The sequence below is a fragment of the Streptomyces sp. NRRL S-646 genome, assembly GCF_000720765.1.
Lineage (GTDB): Bacteria > Actinomycetota > Actinomycetes > Streptomycetales > Streptomycetaceae > Streptomyces.
Genome location: NZ_JODC01000007.1, coordinates 126088 through 137644 on the forward strand (window position 1 = coordinate 126088; position 11557 = coordinate 137644).

General features: G+C 71.1%; 11 protein-coding genes. 5 read left to right on the plus strand and 6 right to left on the minus strand.

From position 1 onward, the window contains the following. Window positions 1-62: 62 nt before the first annotated feature. Entirely contained in the window at window positions 63-1460 is a 1398-nt protein-coding gene (locus IH68_RS0116115; RefSeq protein ID WP_051833469.1) for an amidase, read from the plus strand. Between the two features lie 33 nt (window positions 1461-1493). Then, entirely contained in the window at window positions 1494-2135 is a 642-nt protein-coding gene (locus tag IH68_RS0116120; protein ID WP_037884869.1) for a LysE family translocator, read from the plus strand. Window positions 2136-2142: 7 nt separating this feature from the next. On the opposite strand, the gene IH68_RS0116125 is transcribed toward IH68_RS0116120, so the two are convergent. Together IH68_RS0116125 and IH68_RS57110 are read right to left on the minus strand one after the other, a co-directional pair. Beyond that, window positions 2143-2625, minus strand: coding sequence for a GNAT family N-acetyltransferase (locus IH68_RS0116125; protein WP_030935274.1), 483 nt, complete (start codon window positions 2623-2625; stop codon window positions 2143-2145). 55 nt (window positions 2626-2680) lie between these two features. Beyond that, window positions 2681-2854, minus strand: a complete 174-nt coding sequence (locus tag IH68_RS57110; protein WP_180292383.1) for a hypothetical protein — start codon at window positions 2852-2854, stop codon at window positions 2681-2683. Between the two features lie 376 nt (window positions 2855-3230). Here IH68_RS57110 and IH68_RS0116135 point away from each other — a divergent pair, with 376 nt between their 5' ends. From IH68_RS0116135 to IH68_RS0116145, 3 genes are all read left to right on the plus strand, one after another. Then, entirely contained in the window at window positions 3231-4331 is a 1101-nt protein-coding gene (locus IH68_RS0116135) for an ABC transporter ATP-binding protein (RefSeq protein WP_030935277.1), read from the plus strand. Between the two features lie 141 nt (window positions 4332-4472). Then, on the plus strand, window positions 4473-4922 hold the full coding sequence (locus tag IH68_RS0116140; RefSeq protein ID WP_030935280.1) for an HD domain-containing protein: 450 nt from the start codon (window positions 4473-4475) through the stop codon (window positions 4920-4922). Window positions 4923-4947: 25 nt separating this feature from the next. Then, on the plus strand, window positions 4948-5784 hold the full coding sequence (locus IH68_RS0116145) for an SDR family oxidoreductase (protein WP_030935283.1): 837 nt from the start codon (window positions 4948-4950) through the stop codon (window positions 5782-5784). A gap of 17 nt (window positions 5785-5801) precedes the next feature. On the opposite strand, the gene IH68_RS0116150 is transcribed toward IH68_RS0116145, so the two are convergent. The 4 genes from IH68_RS0116150 to IH68_RS0116165 form a co-directional block, all read right to left on the minus strand. Next, window positions 5802-6035, minus strand: coding sequence for a hypothetical protein (locus IH68_RS0116150; protein ID WP_030935286.1), 234 nt, complete (start codon window positions 6033-6035; stop codon window positions 5802-5804). Window positions 6036-6110: 75 nt separating this feature from the next. Next, on the minus strand, window positions 6111-7628 hold the full coding sequence (locus IH68_RS0116155) for an SDR family NAD(P)-dependent oxidoreductase (RefSeq protein ID WP_030935289.1): 1518 nt from the start codon (window positions 7626-7628) through the stop codon (window positions 6111-6113). 120 nt (window positions 7629-7748) lie between these two features. Beyond that, the gene (locus IH68_RS0116160; RefSeq protein WP_030935292.1) at window positions 7749-9083 is read right to left on the minus strand and encodes a wax ester/triacylglycerol synthase family O-acyltransferase; all 1335 of its coding nucleotides are present in this window, start codon (window positions 9081-9083) and stop codon (window positions 7749-7751) included. A 144-nt stretch (window positions 9084-9227) separates the two neighbouring features. Beyond that, on the minus strand, window positions 9228-11549 hold the full coding sequence (locus IH68_RS0116165; protein ID WP_030935294.1) for a GH92 family glycosyl hydrolase: 2322 nt from the start codon (window positions 11547-11549) through the stop codon (window positions 9228-9230). Between the last annotated feature and the right edge of the window lie 8 nt (window positions 11550-11557).

Here is an 11557-nt window from a genome sequence, read left to right on the forward strand (position 1 = left end):
GCGGGGCAGAGTGCTCTGCGTACTCATGAGTAGTTCCACGTCACGCACCCCGAGGAGCGCCCGTGACCAGCTGGGTCGGCCGGACCGCCGCCGAGATCGCCGCCGCCGTACGTGAGAAGCGGGCCACGCCCCGCGAGGTGGTGGCCGAGCACCTCGACCGGATCGAGCGGCTCGACGGCCGGATCGGGGCGTTCCGGGTCGTGCGGGCCGAGGCGGCGCTCGCGGAGGCCGACGAGCTGGCCTCCCGTGACGATCTGGCCGGACTGCCGCTGGCCGGGGTGCCAGTGGCGGTCAAGGACAATCTCGCGGTACGCGGTGAGTCCAACCGCGTGGGCTCCGCCGCGACGCCGGACACGCCCGCCGCCGACGATCACGTCACGGTGGCGCGGCTGCGGGCGGCAGGTGCGGTGGTGGTGGGCCTGACGAACGTGCCTGAGCTCTGCGTCTTCGGCACCACCGAGGGCGTCCACGGCACCGCCCGCAACCCCTGGGACCCGACCCGCACGGCGGGCGGCTCCTCGGGCGGCAGTGCGGCAGCGGTCGCCGCCGGCCTGGTGCCGATCGCCCTCGGCAACGACGGGATGGGCTCGCTGCGCATCCCGGCCGCCAACTGCGGTCTGGTCACCATCAAGCCGGGCCACGGGGTCGTCCCGGCGGGCATCAGCGACGGCGACTGGTTCGGCATGTCCGAGAACGGTCCGCTCGCCACGACGGTCGAGGACGCGCGCCTGATGCTGTCGGTGCTGGCGGACACCGAGACGGCGCCGCCGTCCGAACCCGCCATGCGCAAGATCGCCGTCTCGCTGCGCAGCCCCCTGGCCGGCGTCACGATCAGCCGGCCGTACACGACCGCGGCCCGCGACGCCGCCGGCGTCCTGATCAAGGCCGGCCACCAGGTCCGCCGGGCCGACCCGCCCTACCCGCTTTCCCTGAGCACCATGTCCCTCGCCCACTGGACCGCGGGCACTGCGGTGGACGCCCAGGGCCTGGACCCGCGCCTGCTCAACCGGCGCACCCGGGTACACGCCACCATCGGCCGCCGCTTCCTGAGCAGCATCCGCAACGGTGACAGCCGGGACCGACTGCGCCGCCGGATGGAGCCGTTCTTCGCCGAGTACGACGTCCTGCTCACCCCCGCACTCGCCCGCCGCTCCCCCAGGTCGGTGGCCTGGCACGAGCGGGGCTGGCTGGCCAACGTCCTCGCCAACACCAACTACTCGCCCCTGACCCCGCCGTGGAACCTGACCGGCTGGCCCGCCATGTCCGTCCCCTTCGGCACCCTGCCCTCCGGAGCCCCCTGCGCCGTCCAGCTGGTGGGCCGCCCGGGCTCGGAGGCGATGCTCCTGGAGGTGGCACAGCAACTGGAGAAGCTGCATCCGTGGCAGCGGACGGCACCGCTGGACCAGGAGGTCTGCAAAGGCGTGGATCCGGGGCGGTGGACGCCGGGAAAATGGAGCTGAAGAGCGGCCCCTGCCCGTGCTTGCATGGATCGCATGATGTCCACCGACCGTCTGCTCGCCTTCGCGGCGCTGTCCTTCCTGCTGATCGTGATACCCGGGCCCAGTGTGCTGTTCGTGATCGGCCGGGCGCTCGCGCAGGGGCGCCGGGCCGCGCTGACCACCGTCGTGGGCAATACGCTCGGCGCCTATCTGCTGGTGGTGGCGGTGGCGTTCGGCATCGGCTCCGTCGTGGAACGCTCGGTGCTCGTCTTCACCGTGCTCAAGCTGGCCGGCGCGGTCTACCTGGTGTACCTCGGCGTGAAGGCATGGCGTGAACGCGGGTCGCTGCGGGCTGCGTTCGCGGGCGGCGAGGTGCCCGCGCACAGCGGACTGCGCACCTTCTGGGAGGGGTTCGCGGTCGGTGTCACGAACCCGAAGACCATCGTGTTCTTCGCGGCCGTACTGCCGCAGTTCGTGGACCGTGACAGCGGACACGTCACGGTGCAGATGCTGCTGCTCGGGCTGGTCTTCAACGTGATCGCGCTGGCTTCCGACAGCGTGTGGGGCCTGATCGCCTCCACCGCCCGCGGCTGGTTCGCGCGCTCCCCGCGCCGGCTGTCCATGGTCGGCGGGGTCGGCGGCCTCACCATGATCGGCCTCGGGGTGACCGTGGCCGTGACGGGGCGCAAGGACTAGCGGGGCCCTACAGCGCCCGGTACATCACATGCAGCCCCACCCGCCCGTAGCGCGGATGCTCGTACGCCTCCGGCACCGTGCCCAGGATCTCGAAGCCCAGGGACGTCCACAGCTGCACGGCCGGGTTCGTCTCGACGACGGCGTTGAAGACCATCGCCCGGTAGCCGTCGGACCTGGCGGCGGCCAGGACGTGTTCGGCGAGGGCGCGGCCGATGCCGCGGCCCGCCCGGTCGGGGTCGACCATGAAGCCGGCGTTGGCGATGTCGGCCGCGGGGCCGCCGTAGTTGGGCGTGACGTATGCCGAGCCGACGACGGAGCCGTCCTCGTCCTCGACGACGTAGACATGCTTGGCCGGGTTCATCCACAGGGCCCGGGCCGCCTCCTCGGAGGTGTCCGGGTCCCAGGTGTAGGTCTCGCCTGCGGCGACGATCCGGTGCCAGAAAGGCCAGATCCGCGGCCAGTCCTCGGCCGCGGCTTCTCTGATCTGCATGGGCGTGAGTGTCGCACGCCCATGCAGCCGGCGATCGCGAAGGTCCTGCCGGGGTTCAGTCCACGCTGGGCAGGATGTGGGGCTCGGCGAGGTCGTCCTCGTAGCCTGCCAGGCGGATGGGGGCCGCGTGGGCCCAGACTTCCAGGCTGCCGAGTTCGTCCGACCGTCGGCCGGGGCGCTCCGTGCGTTCCTTGGGGCGCTGTTCGCGATTCGTCTTCTCCGGTGTCACCGCGCACTCCTTATGTGTCGGGTCACCCTCGGGGCGTGCCGGTCACTTTGCGGTCCGGCGCCTGACGCCCGCTCGGGTGTGAGTCGAAAGCAGTTCGGACGCGGTGGCGCCGGTAACTCGTGTGAGAACAGGCCGTTGTCTGCCGGCTTGCCCCGGGACGGACGTGGGTGTGGGTTGGACCCGGTGGAACTGTCCGTCCCCTACAGATTAACCAAATGAGCGGCCATCCGCTCTATGGGGCTGAAAACTTGGGGTTACTGTCATAAGTCGTCCTGTTTCAGACCCCTCTCCTGTCACTCGTTCGGTCTACAGGCCTGCCGAAGGGGCAACACCCGTTCCATGCTGGGTGCGAAGCCCTGTCCGGGAGGGGGATGTCATGGCGTCTGTCACCTTCGACCAGGCCACCCGGTGCTTCCCGTCGATGGAGCGGCCTGCCGTGGACTCGCTCGACCTCGAGATCGGGGACGGTGAGTTCATGGTCCTGCTCGGTCCTTCCGGTTGTGGAAAGTCGACCTGCCTGCGCATGCTCGCCGGGCTTGAGGACGTCGACTCGGGATCGATCCTCATCGGCGTCCGGGACGTGACCCATCTTCCGCCCAGGGACCGCGACATCGCGATGGTGTTCCAGGACTACGCCCTGTACCCGCATTTGTCGGCTGCCGACAACATCGGCTTCGCTCTGAGGATCGCGCGCATGTCCCGGGTGTGCGCCCGGCAGCGTGTCGAGTACGCCGCTTCCGTCCTCGACCTCGACCAGTTCCTGGGCCGTCGGCCCAGGTCGCTGGCGGGCGGCGAGCAGCAGCGTGTCGCGACGGGGCGGGTGCTCGTGCGGGACCCGCGGGTCTATCTGATGGACGAGCCGTTGTCCAATCTCGACGCCCGGCTGCGGGCGCAGACCCGCATGCAGATCGTCCGGCTGCAGCACCATCTGGGCATCACCACGGTGTACGTCACTCACGACCAGGCCGAGGCGATGGCCGTGGGCGATCGCCTCGCCGTGCTCAAGGACGGTGTGCTGCAGCAGGTGGGCACGCCGAAGGAGATCTACGCGCACCCGGCCGGCACGTTCGTGGCCGGTTTCATCGGCTCGCCCGCGATGAACCTCTTCCGGCTGCCGCTGTCCTCGGCCGGGGCCCGGTTCGGCGCCCTCGACGTGCCGCTGCCCCGTGGCACGTTGCGCGCGGCCGCAGCCGGGGGCGTCGGCGAGATCGTGCTCGGCGTCCGGCCCGAGAGCTTCGAGTTCCTCTCGCCGGAGGACCGGGAGACGCCGGGACTGGACCTCGTGGTGGAGAGGGTGGAGGACACCGGCGCCGTGGTCCACCTCCATGCGACGGCGTGGTCCGGCGAGGGGCTCGCCCGCATCGTCGTCCGGCTCCCGGGACGCCCCACGTACGGCGCGGGGGCCACTCTTCGGGTGGCGGTCCGCGCGGACGGCGTGCACTGCTTCTCGGCCGTGACGGGGCAGCGGCTTCCCTAGGACGCGGATGCCTCACCGGCGACGTGAGGTCACGGAGCGCGGTGAACTGGCCACGCAGTTCAAGTCCCGTTGGCCGAATCGCAAGGCGGCCATGATCTGCTGACGGGAAGGCAACGGCTTGTCCGGCGGAAGGACTGGCGCATGGAGCTGCGCAGTGTCGAGGAGCTGATGGATCTGCTGTACGCCTGCCGGGGCTCGTGGGATGCCCCGGGCCTGCGAAGTCGCCGGGTCGATCTGCACCAGCACGCGCTGCAGACCGCCGCACTGCTGCGGCGCCGCCGCCCCGCCGACAAGGAGCTCCAGGTCGCGGGCCTGGTCCACGCCATCGGCCCGCTGCTGCGGCCGGGCGACGAGAGCGCCCACCCGGACTGCGCGGCCGACGCGGTGCGGGGCCTGCTCGGCGAGCGGGTCGCCCGGCTGGTGCGCGAGCACCATCGCGGCGAGCTGCCCGCCGACGATGATCTGCTGCGCCTGCGCCAGGCGGACGAGGAGGGCAGAAGCGCCGGCTTCGACGCGGGGGTGCTGGAGGACTGGCGCACGGTGCTGGAGCTGGTCGCCGCACGCAACTCCCGTCTCGGGGCTGTCGACTGACGATCCGTCATGAGACCGTACGGTGATGACGTCGTCGTACGCACTCAAGGGGCACGCAGCCGACGGGTACGGGCTCGAGGGCAGGGCTGCCGTCGTCACCGGGGCGACCCGCGGGATCGGACGTGCCGTCGCCGGGCAGCTGGCCGCGGCGGGGGCGCTGGTGTGTGTGACCGCGCGGGACGTGGACGAGGTGCGCTCCACGGCCGACGAGCTGGGCGGCATCGGGGTGAGCGGCAGCGTCGCGGATCCGGATCATCTGCGGGAGGTCACGGAGCGGGCCCTGAGCGCGTTCGGCCGGATCGACGTCGTGGTCAACAACGCGGCGACGAACCAGCCGTACGGACCGCTCATGGAGGCCGGTCCCGATGCCTGGCGGGAGGCGTTCACCGTGAACGTCGAGGCGCCCCTGCGGCTGGTGCAGTGGGCGTGGCGGGCCTGGATGCGCGAGCACGGCGGCTCGGTCGTCAACGTCTGCACGGAGGGTGCCGCACATGTCGGGCCGAACGTGGGCGCCTACGGCACGAGCAAGGCGGCCCTGCTGCATCTGACGCAGCAGCTGGCCGGGGAGCTGGCACCCAAGGTGCGGGTCAACTCGGTCTCCCCCGGGCTGGTGCGCACCGAGATGGCGCGGTTCGTGTGGGAGCCGGGCGAGCAGGAGCTGGCCGCCGGGCTGCCGCTGGGGCGGATCGGTGAGCCGGAGGACGTCGCGCGGGCCGTGGTGTGGCTGGCCTCGGACGCGGCGCAGTGGATCACCGGCGCGGATCTGCTGGTGGACGGGGGTACACGCGTGAGGACGGCGTACTCCGCGCGGGAGTACGCCGTCCACGACCGCCTTCGCTCATACGCACCACCTCGCTCGTGACGGTGGCTGTGGCTCCCTCACGGGAACAGTGCGATCCCCAGGAGGATCAGCAGGATGATGCCGGCGACGAGCGCGACCGTGGCCCACGTGCCGCGGTGCTTCACCGGACTCGTGCCCCCGCCGCCGCGTGGCCGGTCCTCCGGCAGTACGGCGTGGTCGGGGCGGTCGCTGCCGTAGAACTGTTCGTCGGTCGGATAGCGGTTGCGCGGGTCGTTCTGCGCTCGCGGATCAATGCTGTGTGGACTGCTCATGGTCACTCCCTGGCGCGGTAATCACCAGGGTCCGGGTTCCCTACGGGCCCCGGGCCACACGTCACGGCGGGTGGTTCACCACTTGCCGGGCGCGTAGTCCTTCAGGAAGACGCCGTACAGGTCCTCGCCCTGCTCGCCGCGCACAATCGGATCGTAGACCCGTGCGGCCCCGTCGACCAGGTCGAGCGGGGCGTGGAAGCCCTCTTCGGCCAGGCGCAGCTTGTCGTAGTGGGGGCGCTCGTCGGTGATCCAGCCGGTGTCGACCGAGGTCATCAGGATGCCGTCGGTCTGGAACATCTCCTGGCCGCTGGTCCGGGTGACCATGTTCATGGCGGCCTTGGCGGCGTTGGTGTTGGGGTGGCCCGCGCCCTTGTAGCCGCGGCCGAAGACGCCTTCCATCGCGGAGACGTTCACGACGTACGCGCGTCCGCTGGTCGCCTTCCTGGCGGCGTCCGCCATGACCGGGCGGAGCTTGCTGATCAGGATGAACGGCGCCGTGTAGTTGCACAGCTGGGTCTCGAGGAGCTCGACCGGGGAGATCTGCTCGATGGTCTGCACCCAGGTGTTGCTGTCGACGACGTCGGGGACCAGGCCGCCCGCGTCGATGGCGGTCCCGTCGAGGTGCCGGGCGACGCTGGCGTTGCCCGCGACCAGCGCGAGGTCGGCGACCTGTTGTGCGTCGAGGCCGCTGGTGCCGAGGGGCAGGGCGGCCAGGCCGTCGACCGCGCCGGAGTTGAAGGCGCCGATGACGTGGTGGGCGGGCAGCTCTCCGGCGGGCAGCGGGGCGCTCTCTCCGTCGACCAGGGCGGCGTAGGCGGAGGGCAGGCGGCGCACGGTCTGCGTCGCGTTGTTGACGAGGATGTCGAGCGGGCCCGCCTCGGCGACCTGGTCGGCGAGGGCCACGGCCTGGGCCGGGTCGCGCAGGTCGATGCCGACGACCTCCAGGCGGTGCATCCAGTCCGCGGAGTCGTCCATGGCCTTGAAGCGGCGGATGGCGTCCTTGGGGAAGCGCGTGGTGATGGTGGTGTGCGCGCCGTCGCGCAGCAGCCTCAGCGCGATGTACATGCCGATCTTGGCGCGGCCGCCGGTGAGCAGGGCGCGCTTGCCGGTGAGGTCGGCGCGGGCGTCGCGCTTGCCGCGGTTCAGGCCGGCGCAGTCGGGACAGAGCTGGTGGTAGAAGTAGTCGACTTCCACGTACCGGGTCTTGCAGGTGTAGCAGGAGCGGGGGCGCTGGAGTATCCCGGCGATCTTGCCCTGCTCCGTCGCCGACGACGGCAGGATGCCCTCGGTCTCGTCGTCGATGCGCTGGGCGGAGCCGGTCGCCGTGGCCTCCGTGACCGCCTTGTCGTGGGCGGTCTTGGCGGCCCGGCGCTCCTGGCGGCGGCGCTGCTTGACCGTGCGGTAGATGCCCGCGGTGGCCCGGCGCACGGCGATCGCGTCGGGGTGGTCGACCTCCAGCTTGTCGAGCTCCTCCAGCACGCTGAGGCAGACGGCGAGCCGCTCCGGATCGATGCCGGGGCCGTACACGACCTCGTCACCGGGCTCGTACACGACCTCGTCCGTGATCGCCGAGCCTTCGTCTGTCACCGTCATCGCGCTGCCGTTTCCCTGATCACCCGCGCGGCGCTCCGACCGCGTCCGCTTTCGAACGGGGAATTGTACGGAGCGCCGGGCCGGTCCTCCAAAATCCGGGCGAGAGAGCCCATACGGAGGTCAGGAGCCGCAGGCGGTGATGAGCGTCTCGACCTCCTCGGTGAGGGCGGCGGCCAGCCGGTCCAGGTCGGGTACGGCCTTGGCGTCGGCGACGAGGCCGTAGTGGACGTGTCCGCGGTAGGTCGAGACGGCCACCGCCAGGGACTGGCCGCGGGCCAGCGGCGCGAACGGGAAAACCTGCGTGACCGGGTTGCCGCCGAGCTTCAGGCCGAGGCTGGGCAGCGGCACGCTGGTGACCAGGATGTCGAACCACAGCCGGGCGGCCTGGCTGACCAGCGGTCCGCCCAGCCGGTGGCCGAGCGCCGGCACATGGTCGGCGAGCAGGGCGACGGCGCCCGCACCCCGGTTGGGGCCGGCGTCCTTGTTGCGGTCCATGGCCGAGCGGACCGTGTCGAGGCGGCCGAGCGGGTCGGGGTCGTCGACGGGAAGCCGTATCACGTAGCCGGAGAGCCGGTTGCCCTGTGGGCTGGCGCTGCGCGGGCGGCGCTTGGAGACGGGGATCAGGGCGCGTGGCCGCACGCCGTCGCTGCCGTCGCCGCGCTCGTCGAGCCAGCGGCGCAGGGCGCCCGCGACGAGGGCGATCAGCACGTCGTTGACCGTGCCGCCCTGGGCCTTGCGCACGCGGTGCACGTCGTCGAGGTCGAGGACCACGCCGGCGGTGCGGCGGGTTCCGCTGGCCTCGGCGGTGAACGCCGTCGAGGAGCGCACCCCCAGGCTGGACACAGCCAGCGAGGCGCCGATGTCGAGGGCGCGCCCCACGTCGGACAGGGTGCCCCTGACCAGGCCGGGCAGCTTGCGCACGTCGGGCAGCAGGCCGGGCCTGGGCTCCTCGGGGCGGGGCTTGCGCGCCGGCATGTCCATCGGGTCCAGGATGGCGGCGGCAAGAGTCAGCGCGCGCAGGCCGTCGGCCAGGGCGTGGTGGAACTTGAACAGCACGGCGAAGGACGCGCCGTCCTCCCCCGGCAGCACATGCGCCTCCCACGGCGGCCGGCCACGCTCCAGCGACCGCTCCATGAGCCGGCCGGCCTCGGCGTGGAAATCCGCGGTCGGGGTGTGCAGCCGCACATGGTGGAGCGGATCGAAGCCGGGGTCGGGCTCACGGGTGGCGCTGCCGAAGGTCAGCGGCCGCAGCGCGGACGGCTGCCATATGTCCCGGATGCGCATCCGCAGTCCGGGTACGGCCGCGGCCCGCGCGGCGAGCAGGTCGGCGGCGTGGGCGCCCGCGGTGGGCGAGTGCGCCGAGAAGATCCCCAGCGCGCCGAGGTGCATGGGGTGTTCGGCGGACTCGATGTTCCAGAACGCCAGGTCGAGAGGAGCGAGCAGGTCAGAAGTCAATGGCTTGCCTCGCGTCGACGAAGGGTGAGCCAGCAGTCAACCCCCCCTTGGCGATTACGGTCAAGTACGATCAAGCTACGCACAGTTAACAGCAGATTAAGTCCCGCCTCTCCGTGAGAGGCGGGACTCAAGAGACACCTGAGGTCACTTCAGTGCAGGTGGCGCCGCCTGGGCCGATGTTCCCCACTCAGACGGGCGCGGGCCGACCGTGAAGTCGAGCGAGCGCAGGGAGCGCAGCGAACCGGTCGTCAGGTATGTCCGGTCATAGGCCACCCCGTCCGTCCGGGCCGACTGGATGTATCGCTCGGCGGTCGAGGTACCCCGCGCGGTGATCGTCAGGGCGCCCTGCGGGAAGTAGCGGCGGTCCAGTGTCAGGTCGACGCGGTCGAAGACCGGCGTGGACAGCCCCCAGGTGTCGTAGCCGGGCTGCACCGGGAAGATCCCGATCGACGACAGCACGTTCCAGGCGGACATCGTGCCGAGGTCGTCGTTGCCGGTCATGCCGGTCGGCGCGTCCGTGAACAGGGTCAGCGCCGCGTGCACCACGTCGGTCGTCTTCCACGGCTCGCCGGTCGACAGATAGGTGTACGGGGCGATGAGGTCGGGCTCGTTCTGCGGGTTGTACTTGTCGGCGTTGTAGTAGTCGTACGGGCCGTTGACCCACACCTCACGGGCCGTCTTCGCCGGGTCGGCCAGCAGCCGGTCGTAGGCGAAGAAGGAGTCGAGCCGGTCGTTCGCGGCCCGCTCGCCGCCGATCAGGGAGACCATGCCCGGCAGGTCCTGCGGCACCAGCCACTGGTACTGCCAGGACGTGCCCTCGTGGAAGCCCTCGCTCTGCGCCGGGTCGGCCGGCCCGGTGAAGGCACCGGAGGCGTCGCGGGCGCGGAAGAAGCCGGTCGAGGGGTCGAAGAGGCGGCGGTAGCTCTGCGCGCGGGCGGCATAACCGTCGGCGTCCGCCGTATGCCCGAGGTGGCGGGCCATCTGGGCGAGCATCGCGTCCGACAGGGCGTACTCCAGGGTCGCCGAGGCGCCGTGGTCGTAGTCCGAGTCGCCCGGCTTCACATGCGGGCGGCCCTTGATGTACGGCGCGAAGCCGTTCGCGATGTACTCCTTGTCGGCCTCGCGGCCCACCGCTGGCGAGTCCGCGGGCGGCGTCCCGTCGGCGTTCTGCTTCAGTGCCCGGTAGGCCCGCTCCTCGTAGCCCGTGAGCAGGCCCTGCTGGTAGGCGTTGGTGAGGAACGGGGTGACGGGGTCGCCGGTCATGATGTTCGTCTCGACCGTGCCGTAGCCCCACTTCGGCAGCCAGCCGCTCTCCTCGGAGATCTTGATCACCGAGATCGCCATGTCGCGAGCCTCGCGGGGCGCGAGCAGGGACAGCAGCTGGGACTGGGTGCGGTAGGTGTCCCACAGGGACCAGTTCTGGTAGTAGGTGAAGCCGTCGGTGCGGTGGATCTTCTGGTCCCAGCCGGTGTAGCGACCGTCGGCGTCGCTGCCGATGTTCGGCGCCAGGAACGAGCGGTACAGCGACGAGTAGAAGGTCCGCCGCAGGCCGTCGGCACCGCCCTTGGCGCGCACGTCGTCGAGGCGGTCCTCCCACGCCTGCTGCGCCTGGTGACGTACGGCATCGAAGGAACGCCCGCCCTCCGCACGGAGGTTGACCGCAGCGCCGTGCGTGTCGACATAGGACAGCGCGGTGGTCGCCTCGACCGTGCGGTCCTTGGTCGCGTCGAAGCGGACGTACGCGCCGTCGCGCCCGCTCTTCGAACCCGAGGTCACCGTGGAGCCGTCCCAGGTGCCGTAGGCGGTGAAGGGCCGGTCGAAGCGAGTGATCGTGTAGACGGTGTAGGGCTTGGTGTCCTGACAGAAGCCGCGGCCGGTGATGGCGGTGCGCACGGTGCGGCTGTCGAGGACCTCGACCTTGGTGGAGACCGTGGAGTGCAGCGACTGGGCCGCGTTCAGCAGGACGTTGGCCTTGTCGGTGGCCGGGAAGGTGTAGCGCTGCACGCCGGTGCGCGCGGTGGCGGAGAGCTCCGCCTCGATGCCGGTCTTCAGGCCGACCCTGTAGTAGCCGGGGCTCGCCTCCTCTTCGTCGTGGCTGAACTCGGCTGCGTACTTGGCGTAGTCCGTCTGTGTGACGTCGCCGGTGGTGGGCAGCACGGGCAGATCCCCGCCGAGCCCGCAGCCCACGCCCGACAGATGGACCAGGGAGAAGCCGCGGATGTGGTTCTGGGAGTAGTCGTAGCCGGTGTTGTGGCCGGTGTCCGGCGAGAGCTGCACCATGCCGAAGGGCACGGCGGCGCCGGGATAGGTGTTGCCCTCGTTCTCGGTTCCGATGAACGGGTTGACGAGATCGGTGAGTCGACCGTCGTTCGGCTCGGTGGCTTGGGCAGTGGCAGGTGCGGCGAACAGCGCGGACGCTGCCAGCGCACCTGCCGCGCACAGGCGCAGGTGCCGGGTCCATCTCATGTCGGAAG